Genomic DNA, 24,734 nt, shown 5'->3' with positions numbered 1-24,734 from the left:
CCGGGATATGCGACGCCTTGCCGACCGGCTCAACCCTTGTGGCAGTTGCGAACAAAATGTCGCGATGCGGCAATTATATTACTTGGTCAGTCTCGGCATTTTTGCGTGCCTGCGTTAACCCGGCAATAAAGAAGGTAATTGTCTGATATGTCGTCCCGCGGTAAGGGCGTGACAACGTTGTCGGCACCAAGCCGGGGGCAGGGGGAGAGCAGCGATGCGCGGATGGGCGGCGGCACTGGCTTCATGGGCGCTGGTCGCAGGGGTGGCGGCGTCGGCTGCACCCGGCGACGTGCCGCGGATCGAGCGCCGGGACGGTCGCCATGCGTTGCTGGTCGACGGTGCGCCGTTCCTGATGCTGGGCGTGCAGGCGAATAATTCGAGCAACTATCCCGCCATCCTGCCGCAGGTATGGCCGATGGTCGAACGGCTCCACGCCAATACGCTGGAGATACCGGTCGCGTGGGAGCAGATCGAACCGGTCGAGGGGCAGTTCGATTTCAGCTATCTCGACGCGTTGCTGCCGCAGGCGCGCGAACACGGGGTCAAACTCGTATTGCTGTGGTTCGGCACGTGGAAGAACACCTCGCCGGGCTATGTCCCGGCATGGGTGAAGCGCGACAATGCCCGCTTCCCGCGGATGCGGACCAAGGACGGCAAGACGCATTACGCCTTGTCGCCGCATGGCGAAGCGACGTTCGAGGCCGACCGCAAGGCGTTCGTCGCGCTGATGCGGTATCTGAAGGACCACGACCCCGATCACAGCGTCATCATGGTCCAGCCGGAGAACGAGACCGGCGTGTACCAGCAGACGCGCGACTATTCGCCCGAGGCCAACCGCCTGTTCGCCGGCGACGTGCCCGCCGCACTGGCGAAGCAGACCGGCAAGCGCGGCAACTGGACGCAGGTCTATGGCGACAATGCCGAACCGGCGTTCAACGCATGGTACACCGCGCGCTATATCGACCGGATCGCCGCGGCGGGGAAGGCGGTGTGGAAGCTGCCGATGTACGTCAACGCGGCGGTCGGTGGCCCCTTCGCGCCGCCGGGCAAGTCGGGTGGCGCGAGCGGCGGTCCCGACTGGCAGGTGATCGATGTGTGGAAGGCGGCGGCACCGAACCTCGATGCGGTAGCGCCCGATCTCTATACCCGCGATGCCAAGGACTATCTGAAGTTTCTCGACCATTATGCGCGGCCGGACAATCCGCTGATGGTACCCGAAACCGGCAATGCCGTCGATTTCGCGCGCTTCCTGTGGCCGACCATCGGGCGCGGCGGCATCGGCTGGGCACCGTTCGGCATGGATGGCACCGGATATTACAACTATCCGCTGGGCGCGGTGACGCTGGACGACGCCACGATCGAGGCGTTCGCGAGCAAATACCGGTTCCTGAAACCCATAGCGCGCGGCTGGGCGGCACTGGCGCTGGCGCATCCCGGCTGGGGCACCGCCAAGGGCGCGCCGGATGCCGAACAGGCGAAGGTCATGGGCCGGTGGCGCGTGTCGGCCAAATATGGCGAGTGGCAGTTCGGGTCGATGGATTCGCCATGGCTGAAGGCCGCACCGCCCGCCACCGCCACGCAGCCGGTCGGCGGCATGGCGGTGTTGCAGGTCGCGCCCGACCAGTTCCTCGTCACCGGGACCGATGTGCGGGTGACCGTCGACCTGGCCGACAAGGCCAAGGGCGACACCGCGATGTTCATCAAGGTCGAGGAGGGGACGCTGGCCGATGACGGCAGCTTCGTCGCCCGCCGGGTGATGAACGGCGACCAGACCGATTATGGATTGAACTTTACCGCGCAGCCGATGCTGCTGCGCGTGACGATGGGGACGTATCGCTGATGAAGACGCTTCGCTGGACGCTGTTGTCGCTTGCCCTGTCGGTATCGCTGCCGGCGCTGGCCGCCGAAGTGGCCAAGGTGCCGGGCGGGGTGGTCGTGACCCCCGATGCCGGCCCGGCCAAGCGGGTACGGGTGCTGGTCTATGGTCCCGACCGGTTCCGGGTGACGGCGGTGCCCGATGCCCGCCTCGACACGCCCGACAGCCTGATGGTGACCGCCAAACCCGCCGGCGACTTCACGGTACGCGAGACGCGGGGCATGGTCGTGGTCAAGGCCGCCGGTGGATCGGCCGAGATCGACACCGATGACGGGCAGGTCCGGTTCCGCGATGCCGCGGGCCAGCTGACGCTGGAGGAAGCGCCGCGCGCCGCGTTCGTGCCGCGCAGTGCCGGGGGCGAGCAGTTCGTCTCGATCCGGCAGCAGTTCAACCGCGGCACCGACGAAGGATTCTACGGCCTGGGCCAGCACCAGAACCGGCAGATGAATTACAATGGCGAGGACGTCGAACTCGCCCAGCACAATATGGATATCGGCATCCCGTTCGTCGTATCGACGAAGAATTACGGGGTGTTGTGGGACAATAACGGCATCACCCGCTTCGGCAATCCGCAGCCCTACCGGCTGGTCGGCGACGGGATGAAGGTCATGTCCGGCGGGCAGGCCGGGTGGCAGGCGCAATATTATCTGGGCGACCGGCTGGCCGTCACGCGCAGCGAGCCGACGATCAACTATCAGTTCATCAAGGATCAGGCGAACTGGCCGGCGGAGGCGAAGGCACAGACCGTCGCGGCGACCACCGGACAGAATACCGCCGGCAATGCGGTGCAGACGCAGAAGGTGGTGTGGACCGGCACCGTCGTGCCGACCATGACCGGCGTCCAGAAATTCCGCCTTTATTCGTCGAGCTATGTGAAGGTATTCGTCGACGGCAAGGAAGTGCTCAACCGCTGGCGGCAGAACTGGAACCCGTGGTTCCACAATTTCGACCTGCCGATGACCGCCGGGAAAGCCGCCGAAGTGCGGATCGAGTGGGAGCCGAATGCCGGCTATATCGCGCTGTTCCAGAACGATCCGTTGCCGCAGGCCGACCGCCATTCGCTGTGGTGGTCGTCGGACGTCGCCCATGCGCTCGATTATTATTATGTGGCGGGCAAGAACATGGACGGCGTCATCGCCGGATACCGCGCGCTGACCGGCAAGGCGGCGTTGATGCCGCGCTGGGCCTATGGTTTCTGGCAGAGCCGCCAGCGCTACAACACCCAGGCCGAGGTCGAGGGTGTCGTCGCCGAATATCGCAAGCGCGGCCTGCCGCTCGACAATATCGTGCAGGACTGGTTCTACTGGCCCGAGGACCAGTGGGGCTGCCACTGTTTCGACACCAAGCGTTTCCCCAGGCCGCAGGCGATGGTCGACACCGTCCATGCCCAAAACGCGCGAATCATGATTTCGGTGTGGCCGAAATTCTATCCGAACACCAGGAACGCGCAGGAACTGGCCGCCAAGGGCTATCTGTATCAGGGTAATCTGATCGCGAAGGAACGCGACTGGGTCGGCAAGGGCTATCTGAACACCGATTACGATCCTTATGCGCCCGAAGCGCGCGCGATCTATTTCCGGCAGATGAAGGAGGCGTTGGTCGACAAGGGCTTCGACGCGTGGTGGATGGACGCGACCGAGCCGGACATCCATTCGAACCTGTCGATCGAGCAGCGCATCGACCGGATGGGACCGACCGCGCAGGGGCCGGGCGAAGAATTCTTCAACAGCTATCCGCTGGTCCATGCCGAGGGGGTCGCCGACGGATTGCGCGTCGCCAAGCCCGATGTGCGGCCGTTCATTCTGACCCGGTCGGGCTATGGCGGCATCCAGCGCGCCAGTGCCGCTTTGTGGTCGGGCGACGTCGCATCGCGCTGGGACGATCTGCGCGACCAGATTTCGGCGGGGGTCAATTTGTCGATGTCGGGCATTCCCAACTGGACCCATGATATCGGCGGCTTCGCGGTCGAGGATCGTTATGCCAGCAAGGACCCGGCGCATCTGGCCGAATGGAAGGAACTGAACCTGCGCTGGTTCCAGTTCGGCGCGTTCAGCCCGCTGTTCCGCAGCCATGGCGAGACGCCGTATCGCGAAATCTATGAACTGGGGGCAAGCGATCCGGCGCTGTACGACGCGCTCGCGACCTATGACCGGCTGCGCTATCGCCTGCTGCCGTATATCACGTCGCTGGCGGCGGAGACGTGGCATCGCGACGGGACGATGATGCGCGGGCTGGCGATGGACTTCACCGCCGACCGCAAGAGCTGGGGCGTCGACGACGAATATATGTTCGGATCGGCGTTCCTCGTCGCGCCGGTCACGCAGTTCCGCGCGACCAGCCGGTCGGTGTATCTGCCGGCCGGGGCCGACTGGTACGACTTCACGACCGGTGCCTATGTGAAGGGCGGGCAGACGATCACTGCCGCTGCCCCGATCGCGGTGCTGCCGCTCTATGTCCGTGCGGGATCGATCGTGCCGACGGGTGCGGCGGTGCAGTCGACCGCCGAAAAGCTCGACGCGCCCTATGTGCTGCATGTGTTCACCGGCAAGGACGGGGCGTACACGCTGTTCGAGGATGACGGCCTGAGCGAAGGCTATCGCGAGGGGCAGTCGTCGCAGATTCCGCTGACGTGGAACGAGGCGACGAAGACGCTGACGATCGGCGCGCGCAAGGGCAGCTTTGCGGGCATGACGGCGAAGCGGTCGATGTCGGTGCGCTTCCACACGCCGGGCAAGGCGGTCGCGCCGGACTTCGCCGACAATGCGGCGACGGCGTTCGTCTATGACGGGCGGGCGGTGAGCGTGCCGTTGTCGGGGCGGCCGCAGACGCGATAAACCCCCGTCCTTCCCGCGAAGGCGGGAATCCATATACGCTGTCGCTGCGCAAGGGTCGCATCGTGGGCGGCAATGGATCCCCGCCTGCGCGGGGATGACGGGCGGTTTGGGAGACGGGGTATGATGGACGCGAAACGCATTCCCTTCGGCACGCTGGACGGCGCGCCCGCCGAGGCGATCGAGCTTCGCGCGGGGGCGCTGTCGGCGCGTATCCTGCCGTTCGGGGCGACGCTGCAATCGCTGTGCGTGCCCGATCGTGACGGGGCGGTGGCCGATGTCGTGCTGGGGTTCGACGACGTGCAATCCTATCGCGACCGGCCGTCATGGTTCGGGGTGACGGTCGGCCGCTATGCCAACCGGATCGCGGGCGGGCGGTTCAGCCTCGACGGGCGGACCTACACCCTCGAAACCAACAATGCGCCCAACCATCTGCACGGCGGGTCGGACGGATTCGACCAGCGGCTGTGGGACGTGGCCGAGATCGGCAACGACGACGATGCGGCGTGGGTGCGGCTGACGCTGACCAGCCCCGATGGCGATGCCGGCTATCCGGGGACGTTGCGGGCGGGCGCGACCTATCGCCTGACGTCGCAGGCGCTGACGATCGACTATGATGCGACGAGCGATGCGCCGACGGTCGTCAACCTGACCAACCATGCGTTCTTCGACCTGGGCGGGCGGGGCGAGGCGCTGCGCCATTTGCTGACGATCGAGGCGGATGCGTATCTGCCGGTCGATGCGACCGCGATCCCGACCGGCGAGCAGCGCGGCGTCGCGGGCACGCCGTTCGACTTCCGCACCCCCCATGCGATCGGCGACCGGGTGCGCGACGGGCAGGACGAGCAGATCGCGATCGGGCGCGGCTACGACCATAATTTCATCGTGCGCGGGGACGCGGGTACGTTGCGCGCCGCCGCCGTGCTGACCGATCCGGAATCGGGGCGGGTCATGACGCTGTCGATCACCGCGCCGGGGCTGCAACTCTATTCGGGCAATTTCCTCGGCGGGGCGGAGCCGGGCAAGGACGGGCGGCTGTACCGGCAGGGCGATGCCGTGTGTCTGGAGCCGCAGGCATGGCCCGATACGCCGAACCGGCCGGAATTTCCGTCGGCGCGACTGGACCCGGGCGCGCGGTGGAACAGCGTCATGCGGTTCGCCTTTTCCGCCGCCTGACCGGGCGTGCCACGCCGCGACGGGCGGCCGTTGCGCGGTGCACAACCCTGCTTGACGAAAACGTTTGCGTTTGCGAACGGCTTTAATCCTATGAAGCACCCCCTTCTCCTTGCCGCCACTGCCGCGGCCTTCGCCCTTTCGGCTTGCGGTCAGTCGCAGCCGGAACAGCTCGACACCCGCGCCGCCGATCCGCTGGCCGCCGAAGTCGCCAACCGCGCACCCGTGGAACTGCCGCCGCCCGTCAAGGCGAGCGTGACGTTCCGCTGCAAGGACAACACGCTCGTCTATGTCGACTTCTTCGATGGCGACACGCAGGCGAATTTCCGCAGCAAGCAGGGCGACATGCCCGTCCGCCTGAAGGCCGAGGAAAAGGGCAAGCCGCTGACCGCCGAGGGCGGCTACAGCCTGACCGGTAGCCCGAAGAGCATCACCCTGACCCAGCCGGGCAAGGCGGCGCAGACCTGCAACGCGTGATGTGATTGCCGATGCGGCCGCCTTCCGGGCCGCAACTCGGAAACCGTGCCTGACGGCCGGCGGAGCGATCCGCCGGCCGTTTTCTTTTGGGGGGCTTTTACTCCCCTCCCTTGGCAGGGAGGGGAGCAGCAGCGTCAGTACTTCACCCGCGTCGCGCGCAGCTTGTAGCGCTTGAGCGCGTCCTGCACGCTGCCGGTGCCGGCCAGATGGCCCGCGCCGACCGCGACGAAGACGGTGCCGGGGCGCTTCATCCGTTCCTCGATCCACTTCGCCCAGCGGGCGTTGCGGTCGGTCAGCAGGACGCGGCGCAGTTCGGGGGAGACGGTCATGTCCTCGTTCATCGTCGCGGCGAGCGCGGCGGGATCGCCCTTGGCCCATTGGTCGACCATCTTGTCGATCTGTTCGCCGGCGGTCGGCAGTTCCTTGATCGTTTCGCTCAAGAAAGTGACCTGCGCGGCATCGGACAGGGCGTCGAAGAAGCCGAACTGCTGTTCGAGCGTTTCGAGGCCGGTGACCGGCTTGCCCGCGACCTTCGCCGCCTGCGAGATGGTCTGTTCGGCACCGCTTTGGGGATCATAGCCCTGCTTCTGCAAGGTCACGAGCGTGAGCGTCGAAGCGGCGAACCACGGGTCGAGCTGTTCGAGCGCGCCCGCCGGCAGGCCGGCATCGGCCACCGCCCTGGCATAGGCGTCGCGTTCGGCGGCGGGCAGCTTTTCGCTGAGCTTCGGACCGGTCACGTTGACGGCGGACTTCATCACCGCCGCCTGCGCCTGTTCGGGGGTCGGCATCGGGATTTCGAGCACGACCTCGTTCGATTTGTCGAAGGCAGTCTTCACCGCTTCGTCGAACCACGACAGGCCGGGTTTCAGGACGTGGATCGTCCCGAACAGATAGATGGTCGTGTCCTTGTCCCTGACCACCCACAGCGCCGGATCGGCTTCGCGCGGGGCGGCAGCTTCGGTGTCGGCCGGAGCATCGGCAGCCGGGGCTTCGGCGGCCGGGGCCGGTGCGGTCTGCGCCATGGCGGGCAGGGCGGTCATCAGGCTGAACGCGGCGCCGAAGCGCAGCAGGATCGAGGGCATCGGCGTCTCCAAAGCACCGGCGAACCGGCAGTCCCGCTTGCATAGCAGCGGCCGGCCCCATGCGACAGGCCGCAGGAACGGACGCGGCAGACGCTTCGTTGGGTTTGCATCTCCGCCCGTCTTCAGGGCCTTGCCGGGACCTCCGCTATGCCGAACACCACCGCCGCCCCTGATCGACCCGATGCGAAGGGGGCGGACGCTGCGATCGGACCCGTCGCGGCGCTGCTGGCGGGCGAGGTAGCGACGCGTTCGGTGCTGTTCATCGCGTCCGACGAATTGCGCGCCGGCGCGATCGCGGCAGCGCTGACCGCGATTGCGCCCGATGTGGAGGTGGTCCACCTTCAGTCCAGCGACGCGCTGCCCGGTGACGATGCACCGGCATCGCCCGGCAATGCCGGGGCGCGGGTCGCGGCGCTGCGCCGGTTGCGGCGCGCATCGGTGACCAGTCGCCGCGTCGCGTGCATCACCACGCCGGAAGCGACGGCGGTGCGGGTTGCCGCCCCGGACGATTTCGATGCCGCGCCGCCGGTGCTGCGGATCGGCGATCCGATCGACATGGCGGACTTTGCCGAACGCGCGGTCGAGCTGGGCTATATCGTCGACGACCGGGTCGACGAACCGGGCGAGGTCGCGGTGCGCGGCGGCGTGGTCGACATCTTTCCCGCCGATGCGATCTGCCCGATCCGGGTGACCGTCGAGGATGGCGCGATCCGCACGATCCGCAGCTATGATCCGGTTACGCAGCGCGGCGATGCCGATCTGGGCGAGGTGACGATCGGCCGCGCCGCCGAGCCGGTGACGGCCGAGGGCGTGTCGCTGCTGGATCATCTGCCCGAAGCGGCGGTGGCGATGGACCCGGATGTCGAGCGGCGGCGCGCGCGGTTCCTCGACCTTGCCGAGGATGCGACGCGCCGGCGGCGGCGCGGTGCGGCGGCGCTGGTCGACCGGACGGCATGGGACAAGTTGCTGAAGGGTCGCGACCGGATCGAGGTGCCGGCGGATGCCGCGCCGCCGCCGCGCTTCGTCACCAGCCGGGCACCGACGCGTGCGTTCGGCAAGTTCGCCCGCGAGGTGCTCGATGGTGGACGGCTGGTGCTCGCCGGCAGTCCGCGCGACCTGCGTTTCCTGCGCAAGCGGCTGGCGACGCTGGGCCGGACCGAGCCGGTGACGATCGGGTCGTGGGACGAAGCGGTTCGCGCCGAGCCGGGCAGCGCGATGCTGCTGGTCGCGCCGATCGATCGCGGTTTCGTGGCCGATGGCGTGACGGTGGTGACCGGCGGCGACCTGCTCGGCGGGCGGGCGCGGGGCGACGAGCTGGCGGCGGCAAGCGCCAATCCGTTGTTCGCCGAGGCGGGCGAGTTGCGGGTCGGCGACGTGATCGTTCACGAGGATTTCGGCATCGGCCGCATCGTCGGGCTGGAGCAACTGCCCGGCGAGGAAGCGGGCGACGCCGTCGTGCTGGAATATGCCAAGGGCGCGCGGCGGCTGGTGCCGGTGGCAGAGGCCGACCGCATCTGGCGCTATGGCGCGGACGGTGATGCGGTCACGCTCGATGCGCTCGACGGATCGAGCTGGCAGAAACGGCGCGGCGCGATCGACGCGGCGATTGCCGAGAGCGCGCGCGAACTGGCGGCGATCGCCGCGCAGCGCGATGCGATCGAGGTCGCGGCTGTCGAGGCAGATATCGCCACCTATGAACGCTTCGCCGCCGGCTTTCCGTTCACCGAAACCCCCGATCAGGCGCGCGCCATCGCCGCCGCCCGTGCCGATCTGGCTGCGGGGCGTCCGATGGACCGGCTGGTCATCGGCGATGTCGGCTATGGCAAGACCGAGGTCGCGCTGCGCGCCGCCGCGATCGTCGCGCTGGCGGGGCGACAGGTCGCCATCGCCGCGCCGACCACGGTGCTGGTCCGCCAGCATGTCGAAACCTTTCGCCGCCGGTTCGAGGGGACCGGGATCGAGGTCGCCGGCCTGTCGCGCCTGTCCGATGCGGCGGAGAAGAAGCGGGTCAAGGCGGGCCTTGCCGACGGATCGATCGGCGTCGTGATCGGGACGCAGGCGGTGGCGGGCAAGGATGTCGACTATCGCGATCTGGCACTGGTGGTGATCGACGAGGAACAGCGGTTCGGCACCAAGGACAAGGCGCGCCTGCGCGACATTGCCGACCATGTCATGACGCTGTCGGCGACACCGATCCCGCGCACGCTGCAAAGCGCGTTGATCGGGTTGCAGCAATTGTCGGTCCTTGCCACCCCGCCGGCGCTGCGCCAGCCGATCCGTACCGCGGTGACCGCGTTCGACGAGGTGACGGTCCGCACCGCCTTGCTGCGCGAACGCACGCGTGGTGGGCAGAGCTTCGTCGTGGTGCCGCGGATCGAGGATATCGCGCCGCTGGAGGAACGGCTGCGCAAGATCGCGCCCGAACTGACCCTGACCGTCGCGCATGGCAAGATGCCGGCGGCGGAGATCGACGCGGCGATGGTCGGATTCGCCAATGGCGAGGGCGACGTGCTGCTGGCGACCAACATCATCGAGGCTGGGCTGGACGTGCCGCGCGCCAATACGATGATCGTCCACCATGCCGACCGGTTCGGCCTGTCGCAACTACACCAGTTGCGCGGGCGGGTCGGACGCGGTGGGCGGCGCGGGCAGATCCTGTTGCTGACCGATCCCGAGCATTCGATCGCCGAGGCGACGCTGAAGCGGCTGCGGACGTTGCAGGCGTTCGACCGGCTGGGCGCGGGCTTCGCGATCAGCGCGCGCGACCTCGACCTGCGCGGGGCGGGCGATCTGGTTGGCGAAGCGCAGGCCGGGCACATGAAGCTGATCGGCATCGATCTGTACCAGTATCTGCTCGGTCGTGCGCTGCGCGCGGCACGGGGCGAGGTGGTCGACCGGGTCGTGCCCGAACTGCATCTCGGCATTGCCGGGCGCCTGCCCGAAGAATGGATTCCCGAGACCGAGATGCGGCTGATGCTCTATGGTCGCCTTGCGCGGATCGAGGACGCCGGCACGCTCGACGCGTTCGAGGAGGAGCTGGAGGACCGGTTCGGCACCCTGCCCGAGGAAGCGCGGTTGCTTATCGATCTGGCGCGCATCCGGTTGCTGGCGCAGGCGGCGGCGGTGGCGAAGGTCGATGCCGGCCCGGCGGCGATCGCCCTGACGCCGCAGGGGGGCAGCGACGTGCCCGATGTGGACGGGCTGACCGAAAAGAACGGGCGGTGGATCGTCGCGGCGCGGATCGAGGATGCCGGCGAACGGCTGACCAAGGTGCGCGACGTGCTGGAGACGGTGGCGGCCTGAGAGCCGGTTCGAAAACGCGCGATTGCGCGTTTTGCGGTACCGGCCCGCTCCCCCTCCCGTCCACCCATCGAGTGTATCCTGTGGGTGGTCGGAAGGGGGAGCGGGCCGGTACCGCCTTGAAACTCGCTCTTTTCGCGCGTTTCCAGACCGACCCTGAAAAATGTTGGCATCGTCGCCGTTCCTGTCCGATGCTGCGGAAATGAACGCGATCTTCATCACCGGCGGCGGGTCGGGTATCGGGCGGGCGGTGGCGCAGTTGTTCGCCGGCCGGGGCTGGCGGATCGGGCTGGCGGACGTCAATGCCGCGGGACTGGCGGAGACGGCGGCGTTGTTGCCCGGTGGGGCGGCGACGTTCGTGTTCGATGTGACCGACCGTGCCGCATGGGATGCGCCGCTCGCCCGCTTTGCCGGGGACGGCGGCATTGACGTGCTGTTCAATAACGCCGGCATCGCGTCTGGCGGCGTCTTTGCCGAGATGACGCCCGCCGCGATCGAACGGACGATCGCTGTCAACCTGACCGGGGTCATCCACGGCGCCCATGCCGCGCATTCGTTTCTGAAGGCGAGCGGTGGCTGCCTGCTGAACACCGCGTCGGCAGCGGGGATTTACGGGACGGCGGGCGCTGCGGTCTATTCGGCGACGAAGTTCGGGGTGCATGGGCTGACCGAGGCCCTCGACGGCGAATGGGCGGCGGACGGCATCCGCGTACGCTCGCTGATGCCGGGGTTCATCGACACGCCGCTGCTCGACGCGTCACTGGCCGGGAGCAACCATAATGTCCGCCAGCAGGTCCGCGCGGCGGGGCTGGAGTTTACGCCTCTAGAGGTGGTGGCGCAGGCAGCGTGGGACGCGGTCCATGGCGGGTCGGTTCACACGCCCGTCGGCCCGACCGCGAGGCGGATGCGCTTCGCCGCGCGGTGGATGCCGGGGAAATTACGGCAGCAGATGCGGCGGCGATAGTATCGCACGATTTCCGTCATCCCCGCCTGCACGGGAATGCCGATCTGCCTATTCCACCAGCGCGTCGATCGCCTGCGCCATGTCGATATCGCGGTCCGACAGCCCGCCCGCGTCGTGGGTGGTGAGCAGAATGTCGACGCGGTTATAGACGTTCGACCATTCGGGGTGATGGTCGGCCTTTTCCGCCAGCAGCGCGACCTGCGTCATGAACGCGAACGCTTGGCTGAAATTGTCGAAGGTGAAGCTGCGCACGATCGCGTCCCGCCCGCCATCATGGTCCCAGTCGGGCAGGCCGTCGAGCGCATCGGCGCGTTCGGCTTGGCTCAGCGGTTCCATCGTCGCTCCCTTGTCTCGTGGTGGCGGCAAGGCCTATTGCGTGGACCATGTCCGATCAAGCGCGAACCGCCCCGAGTGCCGCCGAGATGGAAGCGTTGGCGCGTGCCGCGCTGGCGCGCATTCCCGAACCGTTCGCCGGCCATCTGTCCGACATCGTCCTGCTGGTCGAGGAATTTGCCGACGAGGAGACGCTGGCGGCGATGGAGATGGAGCCGTACGAGCTGACCGGCCTGTATCATGGTAGCCCGATCGGCGAAAAATCGATGTTCGACGGGATGCGCCTGCCCGATCGCATCCATCTGTATCGCCAGCCGCTACTCGCCGAATGGTGCGAGACCGGCGTCGATCTGCGCGACCTGATCCGGCATGTCGTGGTGCATGAGGTCGGCCATCATTTCGGCCTGTCCGACGACGACATGCATGCGCTGGAAGATGCGGATTGAGCCTGTTGGCGTTTGACCGGGTCAGCGGGGCGCGGGGACAGCGGGTGCTGTTCGCCGACCTGTCGTTCGATCTGGGCGCAGGCGGCGCGCTGCTGGTGCAGGGGCCGAACGGGGTCGGCAAGTCGACGCTGGTGCGGACCGCCGCCGGGCTGTTGCCGCCGACCGAGGGTGACGTCACGCGCGGCGGGGCGGTGGCGTTGCTGGGGGAGGCGGCGGCGCTCGACCCGCAAGTGCCGCTGGCCAAGGCGCTCGGCTTCTGGGCCGGGCTGGACGGGGCGCGGGATGGGGTGACGGCGGCGCTGGCGGCGATGGGGATCGGGGCGTTGGCGGAGGTGCCGGTGCGGATGCTGTCGACCGGGCAACGGCGGCGCGCGGCGATCGCGCGGGTGATTGCCAGCGGGGCGCCGATCTGGTTGCTCGACGAACCGGCCAACGGATTGGACGCGGCATCGCTCGAACGGCTGGAGGCGGCGATCGCGGCGCGAAGAGCGGACGGCGGCGCGGTGCTGGTGGCCAGCCATGTGCCGGTGGCGTTGCCGGGTGCCGTCGTGGTGACGCTGTGATCGCGCTGATCGTCCGTGAATTGCGGATTGCGTGGAGCGGGGGCGGGCTGCTGTTGCCGGTCGCCTTCTTCCTGCTGGTCGCGACGCTGTTTCCGTTCGCGATCGGGCCGGACGCGGCGCTGCTGGCGCGGATCGGCGGCGGGGTGGCGTGGGCGGCGGCGCTGCTGGCGGCGTTGCTGCCGATCGAGCGGCTGGTCGCGCCCGATGTCGACAGCGGGGTGGTCGATCAACTGGTCGTGCGCGGGTGGAGCGACAGCGGCATCGCGCTGGCCAAGACCATCGGGCACTGGCTGGGCTTTGCGCCGGCGGTGATGCTGGCGGCAGCCCTGTCGGCGGCGCTGCTGGGGATCGATGGCCGCACGCTGGTGATGCTGGAGGCCGGGTTGCTGATCGGGACGCCGGGGCTGGCGGCGTTGAGCGTCGCTACGGCCGCGCTGGTCGCCGGGCTGCGTGGCGGGGGCGCGGTGGCGGGGCTGGTGATGCTGCCGCTGGCGTTGCCGATCGTGATCTTTGGTGCGGGCGGGCTGGAGGGTGGCGCGGGGGCGATGAAGCTGCTGGCGGCGACCAGCCTGTTGCTGTGCGCGGGCGGCCCGGTGGTGGCGGGCGCGGCGATGCGGATCGGGCGGACGTAAAAATCCCCCCCCGTGCCGGGGAGGAGTTAGTCTCTGCGCCACCGTGCGAAAATGGCAGTCGGCAGGGTCAGCCCGCGCGTTTCCTCGCGCACGCCCAGCTCGCCGCATTCGACCCGCCCGCCCAGATCGCCGAGCGACTGGCGCAGCAGTTCGCCGATCGCCAGCGCCGACATCCGCACGGCATAGACGGTGAGGAACAGGAACCGCGACTCGCTGTCGAGCAATTGGCGGCATTCGGCGATCATCGCGGGCAGATGCTCCTCGAGCTTCCACACCTCGCCATTCGGGCCGCGTCCCCATTTGGGCGGATCGAGGATGATGCCGTCATAGCGCCGTCCGCGCCGCACCTCGCGCGCGACGAACTTCGCGGCATCCTCGACCAGCCAGCGGACCGGCTTGTCGGTCATCTCCGACAGCGCGGCATTGGCGCGCGCCTGTTCGACCGATTTCTTCGACGCATCGACATGGACGACGCGCGCGCCGGCCGCCGCCAGCGCCAGCGATCCGACGCCGGTATAGCCGAACAGGTTGAGACATTCGGGATCGTTCGCCCCGTCCAGCTGCCCGCGCATCCAGTCCCAGACCGGGGCCATGTCGGGGAAGAAGCCGAGATGGCGGAACGGCGTGTTGCTCGCCGAAAAGCGCACCTCGCGCCATGTCAGCGGCCAGTCGCGCGGGGGTTGTTTGAGGAACTGCCAGCGGCCACCGCCATCCTCGTCCGAACCGGGCACGAATTCGCCATGCGCGTCCCAATCGGCCAGCGCCGGTGCCCACATCGCCTGCGGTTCGGGCCGGATGAAGCGGAACGGGCCATAGCGTTCGAGCTTGCGACCATGGCCGCAGTCGATCAGCCCGTAATCACCCCATGGTTCGCCGATAAGTGCGATCGGGTCCATTATGCGCGGGGCGTCGCCCGTTCGGCGATCCAGCTGGTTACCGCCTCGAACGTCGCGGGCAGGGTGACATAGCGTTCCTCGCGATCGAACAGGTCGCCGACGCGCGGCGGCAGGGCTGCGCGGGTGCCGATCGCGCGTTCGACCGCGTCGGGGAATTTGGCCGGGTGTGCGGTCGCCAGCGTCACCATCGGCGCGTCGACGCCGCTGTCGAGCGCGGCGGCAAGCGCGATGGCGGTGTGCGGGTCGATGATCTGCGCGGCATGATCGCGTGCCCAGCGCATCGCCCGCGCCATGCCCTCGCCATCGACGCGCGCGCTCTGGAACAGCGATGCCGCACCCTGTTGCTGCGCATTGGTCAGCCGCATCGCACGGCTCGATTCGAACCCGCGCATCTGCTCGCCCAGCGCTACGCCGTCACGCTCGCCCAGATCGTAGAGCAACCGTTCGAAATTCGAGCTGACCTGGATATCCATCGACGGCGTCGCGGTCGGCGTGACCTCTGCGCTGGAATAGTCGCCGTTGGTCAGTGCGCGGTGGAGGATGTCGTTGACGTTGGTGGCGACGATCAGCTTGGCGATCGGCAGCCCCATCTGCGCCGCGACGAATCCGGCGAACACGTCGCCGAAATTGCCGGTCGGGACCGAGAAGGCGATCGCCTTGTCCGGGCCGCCCAGCCGCACGGCGGCGTAGAAATAATAGACGACCTGCGCCATCAACCGCGCCCAGTTGATCGAGTTCACCGCCGACAGGCGGAAGCGACCCGAGAAGCCGGGGTCGTTGAACATCGCCTTGACCAGCGCCTGCGCGGTGTCGAAATCGCCCTCGATCGCGATGTTGTGGACGTTGGGCGACAGCACGGTCGTCATCTGCCGCCGCTGCACGTCGGACACGCGACCGGCGGGGTGCAGCATGAAGATGTCGATATGCGCGCGCCCGGCGACCGCATCGATCGCCGCCGATCCGGTATCGCCGCTGGTCGCGCCGATGATCGTCAGGGGATCGGTCGTGCCGGTCAGGAAGCGTTCGAAGAACAGCCCGAGCAATTGCAGCGCGACGTCCTTGAACGCCAGCGTCGGCCCGTGGAACAGTTCGAGCAACCACTGGTCATGGTCGATCTGTACCAGTGGGGTCACCGCCTTGTGGCTGAACCGGCCATAGGCGGTTTCGCACAGCGCAAGCAGTTCGGATTCCGACATCGCATCGCCGACGAACGGCGCCATCACCTTCGCCGCGGTCTCGGCATAGCTCAGGCCCGCCAGCGCGGCGATCGCTTCATGGGTCAGCGTCGGCCAGGCATCGGGCAAATACAGGCCGCCGTCGCTGGCCAAACCGGCCAGCGTCGCGCCGGCGAAGTCGAGGTCGGGCGCATGGCCCCTGGTGCTGACATACCGCATGGGCTGTGCGGTTAGCGGCTGCGACGGCGAAGTGCCAGCAAGTATATGATGACCGCGGCCAAGGCGAAGGCGAACCACTGGATCGCATAAGCGAGGTGGTTGTCGGGCAGGCTGGCGGGATCGGGACGGCGGCTGGCCTTCAGCCCGGGGGCGGGCGTGTCCGACACGATCATCGGCGCCGGGGGCGCGGCGCGGCCGGTCATCCGGTCGAGCAGCGTCGGCCCGCCCGGTGCGTGGCTGAGCGTGCCGGCCACCGCGCCACCGGACCATAAAGGACGCAGCTTCGGATCGGCGGCAACGCCGAGGTCGACGCGGAACACCTGACCGGTCGGACCGGTGCAGGTTGCGATATGGCGATAGCCCGAGCTGTCATCGACCGCGCGGCCGGCACCCATCGTCCAGTCGCCGACCCGCGCACAGGTGGCGGTCACGCGCGCGAACAACAAATCGTCGGTGATCCGTGCCGGCAAGGGTTGCACCAGCCGGTCGAGATTGGCGCTGGCATGGGCGATCAGCGCCGCCTTTTCGGCGCGGCGCTGCAACTGCCACAGCCCGAGCGCGACCATCGCCGCGACCGCCAGCAGCACGATCAACGTGGAAAGGATCGGCAGGCGTTTCATGGGCGCGGGTCGATCCGGCCTTCGCCAGCGCCGCGCCGATATTCGAGCGCGATTAACATGCCCTTGGCAATGCGCAGGCTGCCGACCACGCCGAGGATGGTCAGCGGCACCCACAGCAGCACATGCACCCACCATGGCGGCCCCGCGGCGAGTTCGAGCCAGATGGCGAGGACGGTGATGATCGTGCCGATGCCGAGGGTCAGGAACGCCGCCGGGCCGTCACCGACGTTGAACGCGTCGAAATCGAGGCCGCAGACCGAACAGCGACCGGCGAAGGCGACGGGACTGCGGAACAGGGTCGGCGCGGCGCAACGTGGACACAGGCCGCGCACGCCGCAGTCGAAGGGCGCAGGGGCACCCGCGCCCGGTTGTCCGGGCATCAGCCGCCGTGGATCGGCGCGCCCCAGCCGCCCCAGACATAGATGACGACGAACAGGAACAGCCACACCACGTCGACGAAGTGCCAATACCACGCCGCCGCTTCGAACCCGAAATGCTGCTTCGGGGTGAAGTCGCCCTTGTAGGCACGGATCAGGTTGACGGCGAGGAAGATGGTGCCGACCAGCACGTGGAAGCCGTGGAACCCGGTCGCCATGTAGAAGGCCGCGCCATAGTTCAGCCCTTTGAACGGCATCGGCGCATGGACATATTCATAGGCCTGGATGCACGAGAACAGCGCGCCGAGCAGGACGGTCAGCCACAGCCCCTTCTTCACGCCGTCATTCTCACCCACGCCGATCGCGCCCCACAGCCCCTTCATCGCGCCACCGCGCTGGTTGTGGATCAGCGCGTGATGCGCCCACGTCACGGTGGTGCCCGACAGCAGCAGGATGAAGGTGTTGAGCAGCGGCAGTTCGAAGGCGTTGAGCACTTCGAGGCCCGCCGGCGGCCATTGCGCGACGACGGCGGTATTGCCCGCCTCGATCAGCGAGACGCCGTCTTCGTGATTATACTGGACCGCGGCGGGGAAGAGCGAGAAGTCGAACCACGACCAGAACCAGCCGACGAAGAACATCACTTCGGACGCGATGAACAGGATCATGCCGTAGCGCAGGTGCAGCTGCACCACCGGCGTATGGTCGCCCGCCTTCGCTTCGCGGATCACGTCGGCCCACCAGAAGCCCATGCAGGACAGGGTTGCGATCAGGCCGGCACCGAACACGAATCCGCCGAGCGCCGCTTCGTTGAGATACATCACGCCGCCCGCCGCCATCATGAAGGCGGCCATCGAACTGGCAAGCGGCCAGATGCTGGGGGGCAGGATGTGAAAATCGTGGTTCTTCGCGCCTGCCATCATCCGTCCCTAAGCTGTTCGCGCCTTTTGCGGAGCGTGTTTGCGCGTGATCCTAGCTGGTCGTCGCGCCCGAATCCACCGGGTAAAATGTGTAGGAGAGGGTGATTGCGCGAATGTCCTTCGCGTCCGGATCGTCATGGATCTTGGGATCGACGAAGAAGATCACCGGCATGCGCACCTTCTCGCCCGGTTGCAGCGTCTGCTGCGTGAAGCAGAAGCACTGGATCTTCGTGAAATATTTGCCCGCCTGGCTCGGCGTCACGTTGAAGGTGGCGGTGCCGGTGACCGGGCGACCCGACACGTTCTTCGCGGTGAAGAACGCCATGTCGCGTGCGCCGATATCGACGGTTTCCGACGCGCGTTCGGGCTTGAACTCCCATCCCAGCGCCGGATTGGTATTGGTGTCGAACCGCACCACGACCTTGTCGCCGATGCCGCCGGGGGCCACCTGCCCACGCTGGGTCGTGCCGTTGAAGCCGGTCGCCTGACAGAACATGCGGTACAGCGGCACGCTGGCGAAACCGACGCCGGTCATTCCGACCACGCCCGCCACCGCCAGCAACGCCACGCGCAGGTTGCGGGTCACGCGCCCAGCCCCGCCTGAATCTTGACGATGGTGATCGCGAACAGCAGCACGACGAACGCGCCGAGCAGCCACGCCATCACCTTGGCCCGTTCGCGCTGCCGGGCGCGGATGCGGTCGTCGTGTTCGCTCATGTCAACATCCACCGGTCGGCGACCAGCGCGCCGAACATCGCGAAAAGATACAGGATCGAGAAGGCGAACAGCCGCTTTTCGGGCTTCATCCTGTCGTCCTGCTGGGTCGAACGCAGCGCGACCTGCACCGCCAGCAACCCGAAGGTCGCGGTCAGCAGGCAGGCGGCGATGCCGTAGATCGCGCCGGTCAGCCCCAGCGGCCACGGTGCGACCGCGACCGCCGCCATCGGAATGGTGTACAGCCCGATCTGGGTCCGCGTCGTCCGCTCGCCCGCCACCACCGGCAGCATCGGCACGCCGGCATTGGCGTAATCGGTCTTCACGAACAGCGCGAGCGCCCAGAAATGCGGCGGCGTCCAGAGGAAGACGAGGCTGAACAGCAGGAACGGCAGCAGCGCGACGTCGCCGGTCGCCGCCGCCCAGCCGATCAGCGGCGGAAACGCGCCCGCCGCCCCGCCGATCACGATGTTCTGCGGCGTCCGGCGTTTGAGCCACACGGTATAGACCAGCACGTAGAACAGGATCGACACGGTCAGGATCGCGGCGGAAGCGAAGTTCACCGCCAGCCCCATCAGCACGACCGAAAAGATGGCGAGGCCGACGCCGAAATGCAGCGCCGATTGCCGGTCCATCCGGCCGGCGGGAAGGGGCCGGCCCTGCGTCCGCTTCATCTTGGCGTCGAGATCGGCCTCGTACCACTGGTTGAGCGCCCCCGCCGCACCTGCGCCGAGTGCGATGCACAGGACGGCGGTGAAGCCAATGACCGGATGGATCGCGACCGGCGCGGCCAGCATCCCGCACAGCCCGGTGAAGACGACCAGCGACATCACGCGTGGCTTGGTAAGAGCGAGGAAATCGCGCCATTCGGCGGGCAGGGTGATCGTCTGCGCGGTCATCGCCGTCGTATAGGCGGTTGTGGGGGCGGGGGAAAGCGGTGTGAGGCCGTCCGACATTCCGCACCTACCAGGAAGGCGAGGAACCGACCTGCATCGGTGTCCGATTCACCACCGGTGCAGGCGTGGGCCCCCGGCCGGCGTGAGGCGGACGATCGAGGCGGCGGGACGCCCGCATCCTGCATGGCGTCCGGTCGCGGCCGAAAGGGCGAAGGTGTCGCTCCGCGGTGATCAGACGAAGCCCTGGCCCCAGCTCGACTTGTCGTAATTGCCGATATTCGGAAGTACGGTCGACATGTCCCCGTCCGACACACCGAACCAGCGCGCCAGCGTCGATGCATATTGATCGACCGACATGGTCGGGATCAGCCGCCCCTGACCGACATCGTCGGTGGTGTTGGTGCCGACCAGCGGCGCGGTGCCGTAGAGCCGCTTGCCCTTGACCGCGCCGCCCATGACGAAGTGCATCGATCCCCAGCCATGGTCGCACCCATTGCCGTTCGACGGCAGCGTCCGCCCGAAATCCGAACCGGTAAAGGTCGTTACCTTGTCTGCGACGCCCAGCGCGGCGGTGGTGTCGTGGAATGCGCGCATCGCGTCGGCCAGTTTGCCGAGCAGGCGCGGCTGGTTCGACGCCAGATTGTCGTGCAGATCGAACCCGCCCATCGACACGAAGAACACCTGGCGCTTCGTCCCCAGATCGCCCGAGATCGCGATCATCCGCGCGACCATCCGCAGCTGGTCGGCAAGGCCGTTGTCGTCGGGGAACAGCGGGAAATTCGCCTCCGGAACGCCGGCCAGACCGTTGGCGAGCTGGACCTGCGTATCCATCGCCCGCTTGTTGATCCGTGCATATTCGCCACCGAACATATGCGGATTGGCGTCGGTCATCATTTGTCGCAGCGTCTGCGCGGCGACGCTCGATCCGTAGAGCGACGTTGCGTTGCGCAACAGCGGGACCGGGCCGCCGGTGCCGACGTTATACTGGATCGCGTTGCGACCCGACAGGAAGACGGCATTGCCCGATGCATTGATGCAGGTGACCGCCGACGTGCCGTTGCCCGACTGGAACAGATCGCCGATCCGGCCGCCCCAGCCCGAGCCGGCCCCTTCGGGGCTCGACGCCTGAAAGAAGCTCTGCTGATCGTTATGGCTGAACAGCTTGGGCGGCAGGCGCACCGACCTGTTCTGATATTGCGCCTTGGTCGTCGGCTGGATCAGCGTGCCGACGTTCATCGCCACCGCCATCCGCCCGGCATCGAACAGCGGGCTGAGCGGGGCCATCGCCGGGGCGAGCGCATAGGCCCGCCCGCCAAGGTCGGCGGTCGGCAGCAGGACGGTGGGCGCCAGCGCCTCGCGCGAGAAGGCAAGCGCGCTGCGCAGCGATGCATATTTGGCGTGGCTGGTCGGGTCGTAGGGGACCAGCGTGTTGAAATGGTCGTTGCCTCCCGCAAGGAAGATACAGACCAGCGCCTTGTAATCGCTGGCGGTGGCCGCCGCCGCCTCGCCGATCGCGCCGAGGCTGGTGACGAACGGAGCCGCGACCCCGGCCACGCCGAACAGGGCGGAGCGTTGCAGGAACGCGCGGCGGGATACGTCGGTCAGGATGGTCGGAGCGTTCATTTCAGCACCAGATAATCGGGCGAGGCAAGGGTCAGCAGGATCGCGACCCCGGTTCGGTTGAGCGTGGCGTTGTTCGCGGTCAGCGGAATGCTGTCGACCGCGGCCCGGATCGACGCGACGGTCGCCGCGCGCAGCTGTCCGGCGGCAAGGATCAGGTTGACCTCGTCGACCAGCTTCGCGCTGTCCGACGCCAGCGCCATCATCGGCGCGTAATCCGCCTTGGTATCGCCGGTGCCGCCGCCGACCAGCGACTGCATGTAATTGATGTAGGCGATGTTGGTCTGTTCGCTCGACATCAGGAATTCGGGTGCGGTCAGCCCGGCCTGCACCATCGCCGTGCCCGGCGGGGTGAAGCCTGGCCGGACGAAGCCGAACACGCTGGCGGCGCGTCCGATGCCCTGCCCCAGCCGGGTGGTGGTGCTGGTCGTGTCGCCGATCGCCCATGCGTCGCTGGGCGAGGTGACGCCGAACGCGCGCGCCCAGTTGGTCAGCCGCAGCACCGGTTCGCGCAGGCGACCGGCGGTGGTGCTGGCCAGCGCGGCGGCCTCGTCGCGGACTTCAGGGTCGAGCAGGATCGCGCGGATCACCGCCTTCATGTCGCCGCGCACGCCGCTGCCGTTATTGGCGAAGGCGGCCGAGACGCGCCCGACATAGGCGGGACTGGGGTTGGAGGTGACCATCCGCTGGATCAGCTGCTTCGACACGAACGGCGCGACGTTGGGATGGCGGAAGATGACGTCGAGCGCCGCGTCGAGCGCGGCCATGCCGCCCCCCGAAACCGTCGCGCCGAGGAAGGTCGCCGATCCGGTTTCGTTGTTCGCCGCGTTCAGGATCAGCGGCTGGCGCATCCGGTCGGGGGTCGTCGTATCGCTGCTGACCAGCTGCAATCCGGTGAAGATGCGGGCCAGCTGCGACACGTCGTCGAGCGTGTAGGTTTCCAGCGCCTGTCCGTTCGACACGCGGACGGTGCCGTCCTGTTCGAGCTGATTTACGCCGAGCGTAAAGAGCTGCATCAGTTCGCGCGCGTAATTCTCGTCGGGCAGGCTGCCGGTCGACGGGTTGCCCTTCTTGCTGTTCACGAATGTCAGGAACATGCCCATCGCCGCGTTCCGGCTGATCGCGCCCAGCAGATCGCGGTAGTTGCCGAACGCGTTGTCGGCCAGCACGTCGGTGTACGCCGCGACCGCCAGCGACCGCCAGCCGATGTTCAGCACGCCCATGCCGACCACCAGATAGTCGAGCAGCGCCACCGTCACCCGCTGACGCAGCGCATCGGGGCCGGCGATCACCTGTCGCCATACGCTGGCGTCATAGCCGCTCTGGACGTTGATCTTGTCCGCTTCGGCATAGCCCTTGGCGACCATCCAGTCCCAGTGGCTGGTTGGGCGGGGGACCGCGAACTGCGCCTCGATCCAGCCGGCGATCCCGGTGTTCAGCACCGAATCGATGCCGGTGCGGGTCGCGCCCATCGTCGCCTGCGCGAGGAAGCGGCTGGCGCTGCGGGCGTTCAGGGCGGCGACGGTCGGGGTCGGTGTCGGCGTGGGGGCGGGCGTCGGCGTGGGACTGGGGCCGGCGACGGTCACCGTGCCGGGGCCAGAGCCGCCTCCGCCGGAATCGCATGCCGCCAGCAAGGCGGCGGCGGCGACAACGCCGTGCTTCGCCGCGAAGCCCGAAGCGGGCGCGGCATCGACGGGCAGCGCCCGCGTCGTCTGTTCAGAAACCGGTGTCCGATCAGCGGTGTCGATGATCGTTTCGTCGCCCAACATGGCAATCCCCTGTACGCTGACGAAGGGGATAGCGGCCTATGGTTGGGGAATGATTAACAGGCGGGTTTTCCTGCGGATTCATGGTTTACCGGCCGTTAACGCGACAGTTGCGCAACCGTATCGAGCCCTGTGAAACCCACAAAAAGACGCCCCGGATCGCTCCGGGGCGTTGCTGTTTTGGGCCAGCCGTCGGGTCAGTCGACCTTGGGCAGGGTTTCGAACTGGTGGAAGGGCGGGGGCGAGGACAGCGTCCATTCCAGCGTCGTCGCGCCGTCGCCCCATGGATTGTCCGCCGCCTTGCGCCCGCCGATCAGCGAGATGACGACGTTGACGAAGAAGAACACCATGCCGATCGCCATGATGCCGTATCCGGCCGAGGCGATGTGGTTGAAGAAGGCATAGGCGTCCGGATAGTCCGGGTAGCGCCGCGGCATGCCCTGCGCGCCAAGGAAGTGCATCGGGAAGAACATGACGTTCACGCCGATGAAGAACACCCAGAAGTGCAGCTTGCCGAGCAGTTCGTTGTACATCTTCCCCGACATCTTCGGGAACCAGTAGTAGAAGCCGGCGAACAGCGCGAACACCGCCCCCAGCGACAACACGTAATGGAAGTGCGCGACGACATAATAGGTGTCGTGCAGGACGTCGTCGACACCGCCATTGGCCAGCACGACGCCGGTCACGCCACCGACCGTGAACATGAAGATGAACCCGATCGCCCACAGCATCGGCGTGGGGAAGCGCAGGCTGCCGCCCCACATCGTCGCGATCCACGAGAAGATCTTGATGCCGGTTGGCACCGCGATGATCATCGTCGCGGCGGTGAAATACATCTTGGTGTTCACGCTCAGGCCGGTCGTGAACATGTGATGCGCCCACACGACGAAGCCGACCGCCCCGATCGCGACCATGGCATAGGCCATGCCGAGATAGCCGAACACCGGCTTGCGGCTGAACGTCGCGACGATGTGGCTGATGATGCCGAAGCCCGGCAGGATCATGATGTAGACTTCGGGGTGGCCGAAGAACCAGAACAGATGCTGGTACAGGATCGGATCGCCGCCGCCGGCCGGATCGAAGAAGGTGGTGCCGAACTTGCGATCGGTCAGCAGCATGGTGATCGCTGCGGCGAGCACCGGCAGCGCCAGCAGCAGCAGGAAGGCGGTGACCAGCACCGACCACACGAACAGCGGCATCTTGTGCAGGGTCATGCCCGGCGCGCGCATGTTGAAGATGGTGGTGATGAAGTTGATCGCCCCCAGGATCGACGACGCACCGGCGAGGTGCAGCGACAGGATCGCCATGTCGACCGACGGCCCCGGTTCGCCATAGGTCGACAGCGGGGCATAGACCGTCCAGCCGGTGCCGGCACCGCCACCGAACATCGTGCTGCCCAGCAGCAGCGCGAAGGCGGGGATGAGCAGCCAGAACGAGATGTTGTTCATGCGCGGGAACGCCATGTCGGGCGCGCCGATCATGATGGGCACGAACCAGTTGCCGAAGCCCCCGATCATCGCCGGCATGACCATGAAGAACACCATGATGAGGCCATGCGCGGTGATCAGCACGTTCCAGAAATGGAGCGCCTGATCGCCTTCATGTCCCGACAGCCATGGCAGCCACTGAATGCCCGGTTCGGCGAGTTCGAGGCGCATCACCCCCGAAATCGCCCCGCCGATGATCCCCGCGACGATCGCGAAGATCAGGTACAGCGTCCCGATATCCTTGTGGTTGGTCGACATGAACCAGCGGGCGAAGAACGCCGGCTTGTGGTCGGCATCGTGGTGATGCGCGTCGTGGCCGTGCCCGTGCGCGTCGAACGCGTGGTGGCCGGAAAGGGCGGAATCGGTCATC

General features: G+C 67.4%; 22 protein-coding genes. 9 read left to right on the top strand and 13 right to left on the bottom strand.

Annotated features, from left to right (window positions below; translation table 11 throughout):
• Nucleotides 1-214: 214 nt before the first annotated feature.
• From ASE90_RS05065 to ASE90_RS05050, 4 genes are all read left to right on the top strand, one after another.
• On the top strand, nucleotides 215-1,840 hold the full coding sequence (locus tag ASE90_RS05065) for a DUF5597 domain-containing protein (protein ID WP_055996716.1): 1,626 nt from the start codon (nucleotides 215-217) through the stop codon (nucleotides 1,838-1,840).
• Nucleotides 1,840-4,710: a TIM-barrel domain-containing protein gene (locus ASE90_RS05060; RefSeq protein ID WP_055996713.1), complete on the top strand. Its 2,871-nt coding sequence runs from the start codon at nucleotides 1,840-1,842 to the stop codon at nucleotides 4,708-4,710. Before ASE90_RS05065 ends, ASE90_RS05060 begins: the two co-directional genes overlap by 1 nt.
• A gap of 120 nt (nucleotides 4,711-4,830) precedes the next feature.
• The gene (locus ASE90_RS05055; RefSeq protein WP_055996710.1) at nucleotides 4,831-5,883 is read left to right on the top strand and encodes an aldose epimerase family protein; all 1,053 of its coding nucleotides are present in this window, start codon (nucleotides 4,831-4,833) and stop codon (nucleotides 5,881-5,883) included.
• A gap of 90 nt (nucleotides 5,884-5,973) precedes the next feature.
• Nucleotides 5,974-6,357 carry a hypothetical protein gene (locus ASE90_RS05050; protein WP_055996707.1) on the top strand — a complete coding sequence of 128 codons (384 nt, stop codon included), beginning with the start codon at nucleotides 5,974-5,976 and terminating at the stop codon, nucleotides 6,355-6,357.
• 134 nt (nucleotides 6,358-6,491) lie between these two features.
• Here the strand turns inward: ASE90_RS05050 and ASE90_RS05045 are convergent, their stop codons facing one another.
• Complete coding sequence (locus ASE90_RS05045; protein ID WP_055996704.1) at nucleotides 6,492-7,439, bottom strand: TraB/GumN family protein; 948 nt, start codon at nucleotides 7,437-7,439, stop codon at nucleotides 6,492-6,494.
• Nucleotides 7,440-7,586: 147 nt separating this feature from the next.
• On the opposite strand from ASE90_RS05045, the gene ASE90_RS05040 reads away from it, so the two are divergent.
• On the top strand, nucleotides 7,587-10,742 hold the full coding sequence (locus tag ASE90_RS05040; RefSeq protein ID WP_082449440.1) for a DEAD/DEAH box helicase: 3,156 nt from the start codon (nucleotides 7,587-7,589) through the stop codon (nucleotides 10,740-10,742).
• 160 nt (nucleotides 10,743-10,902) lie between these two features.
• Nucleotides 10,903-11,703, top strand: coding sequence for an SDR family oxidoreductase (locus tag ASE90_RS05035; protein ID WP_235531653.1), 801 nt, complete (start codon nucleotides 10,903-10,905; stop codon nucleotides 11,701-11,703).
• A 48-nt stretch (nucleotides 11,704-11,751) separates the two neighbouring features.
• Here ASE90_RS05035 and ASE90_RS05030 read toward each other — a convergent pair whose 3' ends face one another.
• Entirely contained in the window at nucleotides 11,752-12,039 is a 288-nt protein-coding gene (locus ASE90_RS05030; RefSeq protein ID WP_055996701.1) for a 4a-hydroxytetrahydrobiopterin dehydratase, read from the bottom strand.
• A 47-nt stretch (nucleotides 12,040-12,086) separates the two neighbouring features.
• On the opposite strand from ASE90_RS05030, the gene ASE90_RS05025 reads away from it, so the two are divergent.
• Genes ASE90_RS05025 through ASE90_RS05015 form a run of 3 tightly spaced genes read left to right on the top strand, consistent with a single transcriptional unit; the run spans nucleotide 12,087 to nucleotide 13,677 of the window.
• A complete protein-coding gene (locus ASE90_RS05025; protein WP_055996698.1) occupies nucleotides 12,087-12,482 on the top strand; it encodes a metallopeptidase family protein in 396 nt (131 codons plus the stop codon).
• Complete coding sequence (gene ccmA / locus ASE90_RS05020) at nucleotides 12,479-13,045, top strand: heme ABC exporter ATP-binding protein CcmA (RefSeq protein ID WP_055996695.1); 567 nt, start codon at nucleotides 12,479-12,481, stop codon at nucleotides 13,043-13,045. The genes ASE90_RS05025 and ccmA overlap by 4 nt, the downstream gene beginning before the upstream one ends.
• Nucleotides 13,042-13,677, top strand: coding sequence for a heme exporter protein CcmB (locus ASE90_RS05015; RefSeq protein ID WP_055996692.1), 636 nt, complete (start codon nucleotides 13,042-13,044; stop codon nucleotides 13,675-13,677). Before ccmA ends, ASE90_RS05015 begins: the two co-directional genes overlap by 4 nt.
• 26 nt (nucleotides 13,678-13,703) lie before the next feature.
• Here ASE90_RS05015 and ASE90_RS05010 read toward each other — a convergent pair whose 3' ends face one another.
• The 11 genes from ASE90_RS05010 to ctaD all read right to left on the bottom strand — a co-directional run bounded on the left by ASE90_RS05010 (nucleotide 13,704) and on the right by ctaD (nucleotide 24,733).
• Complete coding sequence (locus ASE90_RS05010; RefSeq protein WP_055996689.1) at nucleotides 13,704-14,573, bottom strand: class I SAM-dependent methyltransferase; 870 nt, start codon at nucleotides 14,571-14,573, stop codon at nucleotides 13,704-13,706.
• A complete protein-coding gene (thrC, locus tag ASE90_RS05005) occupies nucleotides 14,573-15,967 on the bottom strand; it encodes a threonine synthase (protein WP_055996686.1) in 1,395 nt (464 codons plus the stop codon). The genes ASE90_RS05010 and thrC overlap by 1 nt, the downstream gene beginning before the upstream one ends.
• Nucleotides 15,968-15,978: 11 nt before the next feature.
• Complete coding sequence (locus tag ASE90_RS05000) at nucleotides 15,979-16,587, bottom strand: SURF1 family protein (RefSeq protein WP_055996683.1); 609 nt, start codon at nucleotides 16,585-16,587, stop codon at nucleotides 15,979-15,981.
• On the bottom strand, nucleotides 16,584-16,967 hold the full coding sequence (locus ASE90_RS04995; RefSeq protein WP_055996679.1) for a DUF983 domain-containing protein: 384 nt from the start codon (nucleotides 16,965-16,967) through the stop codon (nucleotides 16,584-16,586). Before ASE90_RS04995 ends, ASE90_RS05000 begins: the two co-directional genes overlap by 4 nt.
• The gene (locus ASE90_RS04990; protein ID WP_055997369.1) at nucleotides 16,967-17,881 is read right to left on the bottom strand and encodes a cytochrome c oxidase subunit 3; all 915 of its coding nucleotides are present in this window, start codon (nucleotides 17,879-17,881) and stop codon (nucleotides 16,967-16,969) included. The genes ASE90_RS04995 and ASE90_RS04990 overlap by 1 nt, the downstream gene beginning before the upstream one ends.
• 52 nt (nucleotides 17,882-17,933) lie before the next feature.
• A complete protein-coding gene (locus ASE90_RS04985) occupies nucleotides 17,934-18,467 on the bottom strand; it encodes a cytochrome c oxidase assembly protein (RefSeq protein WP_055996676.1) in 534 nt (177 codons plus the stop codon).
• The gene (locus ASE90_RS20835) at nucleotides 18,464-18,598 is read right to left on the bottom strand and encodes a hypothetical protein (protein ID WP_268795000.1); all 135 of its coding nucleotides are present in this window, start codon (nucleotides 18,596-18,598) and stop codon (nucleotides 18,464-18,466) included. Before ASE90_RS20835 ends, ASE90_RS04985 begins: the two co-directional genes overlap by 4 nt.
• Nucleotides 18,595-19,494, bottom strand: a complete 900-nt coding sequence (locus tag ASE90_RS04980; RefSeq protein ID WP_055996673.1) for a heme o synthase — start codon at nucleotides 19,492-19,494, stop codon at nucleotides 18,595-18,597. The genes ASE90_RS20835 and ASE90_RS04980 overlap by 4 nt, the downstream gene beginning before the upstream one ends.
• A gap of 228 nt (nucleotides 19,495-19,722) precedes the next feature.
• Entirely contained in the window at nucleotides 19,723-21,114 is a 1,392-nt protein-coding gene (locus tag ASE90_RS04975) for a DUF1501 domain-containing protein (RefSeq protein WP_055996670.1), read from the bottom strand.
• Nucleotides 21,111-22,880, bottom strand: coding sequence for a DUF1800 domain-containing protein (locus tag ASE90_RS04970; protein WP_082449436.1), 1,770 nt, complete (start codon nucleotides 22,878-22,880; stop codon nucleotides 21,111-21,113). Before ASE90_RS04970 ends, ASE90_RS04975 begins: the two co-directional genes overlap by 4 nt.
• A gap of 194 nt (nucleotides 22,881-23,074) precedes the next feature.
• Nucleotides 23,075-24,733: a cytochrome c oxidase subunit I gene (gene ctaD, locus ASE90_RS04965; RefSeq protein ID WP_055996667.1), complete on the bottom strand. Its 1,659-nt coding sequence runs from the start codon at nucleotides 24,731-24,733 to the stop codon at nucleotides 23,075-23,077.
• Nucleotide 24,734: the final 1 nt, after the last annotated feature.

Source organism: Sphingomonas sp. Leaf67 (assembly GCF_001421965.1).
Taxonomy (GTDB): Bacteria; Pseudomonadota; Alphaproteobacteria; order Sphingomonadales; family Sphingomonadaceae; genus Sphingomonas.
This window is presented reverse-complemented; position numbering and strand designations above follow the sequence as displayed.

Excerpts from the sequence above, each read along its gene's own strand:
- ASE90_RS05065 (WP_055996716.1), top strand. The coding sequence starts at position 215 with ATGCGCGGATGGGCGGCGGCACTGGCTTCATGGGCGCTGGTCGCAGGG.
- ASE90_RS05060 (WP_055996713.1), top strand. The coding sequence starts at position 1,840 with ATGAAGACGCTTCGCTGGACGCTGTTGTCGCTTGCCCTGTCGGTATCG.
- ASE90_RS05055 (WP_055996710.1), top strand. The coding sequence starts at position 4,831 with ATGATGGACGCGAAACGCATTCCCTTCGGCACGCTGGACGGCGCGCCC.
- ASE90_RS05050 (WP_055996707.1), top strand. The coding sequence starts at position 5,974 with ATGAAGCACCCCCTTCTCCTTGCCGCCACTGCCGCGGCCTTCGCCCTT.
- ASE90_RS05045 (WP_055996704.1), bottom strand. The coding sequence starts at position 7,439 with ATGCCCTCGATCCTGCTGCGCTTCGGCGCCGCGTTCAGCCTGATGACC.
- ASE90_RS05040 (WP_082449440.1), top strand. The coding sequence starts at position 7,587 with ATGCCGAACACCACCGCCGCCCCTGATCGACCCGATGCGAAGGGGGCG.
- ASE90_RS05035 (WP_235531653.1), top strand. The coding sequence starts at position 10,903 with ATGTTGGCATCGTCGCCGTTCCTGTCCGATGCTGCGGAAATGAACGCG.
- ASE90_RS05030 (WP_055996701.1), bottom strand. The coding sequence starts at position 12,039 with ATGGAACCGCTGAGCCAAGCCGAACGCGCCGATGCGCTCGACGGCCTG.
- ASE90_RS05025 (WP_055996698.1), top strand. The coding sequence starts at position 12,087 with ATGTCCGATCAAGCGCGAACCGCCCCGAGTGCCGCCGAGATGGAAGCG.
- ASE90_RS05010 (WP_055996689.1), bottom strand. The coding sequence starts at position 14,573 with ATGGACCCGATCGCACTTATCGGCGAACCATGGGGTGATTACGGGCTG.
- thrC (WP_055996686.1), bottom strand. The coding sequence starts at position 15,967 with ATGCGGTATGTCAGCACCAGGGGCCATGCGCCCGACCTCGACTTCGCC.
- ASE90_RS05000 (WP_055996683.1), bottom strand. The coding sequence starts at position 16,587 with ATGAAACGCCTGCCGATCCTTTCCACGTTGATCGTGCTGCTGGCGGTC.
- ASE90_RS04995 (WP_055996679.1), bottom strand. The coding sequence starts at position 16,967 with ATGCCCGGACAACCGGGCGCGGGTGCCCCTGCGCCCTTCGACTGCGGC.
- ASE90_RS04990 (WP_055997369.1), bottom strand. The coding sequence starts at position 17,881 with ATGGCAGGCGCGAAGAACCACGATTTTCACATCCTGCCCCCCAGCATC.
- ASE90_RS20835 (WP_268795000.1), bottom strand. The coding sequence starts at position 18,598 with ATGAGCGAACACGACGACCGCATCCGCGCCCGGCAGCGCGAACGGGCC.
- ASE90_RS04980 (WP_055996673.1), bottom strand. The coding sequence starts at position 19,494 with ATGACCGCGCAGACGATCACCCTGCCCGCCGAATGGCGCGATTTCCTC.
- ASE90_RS04975 (WP_055996670.1), bottom strand. The coding sequence starts at position 21,114 with ATGAACGCTCCGACCATCCTGACCGACGTATCCCGCCGCGCGTTCCTG.
- ASE90_RS04970 (WP_082449436.1), bottom strand. The coding sequence starts at position 22,880 with ATGTTGGGCGACGAAACGATCATCGACACCGCTGATCGGACACCGGTT.
- ctaD (WP_055996667.1), bottom strand. The coding sequence starts at position 24,733 with ATGACCGATTCCGCCCTTTCCGGCCACCACGCGTTCGACGCGCACGGG.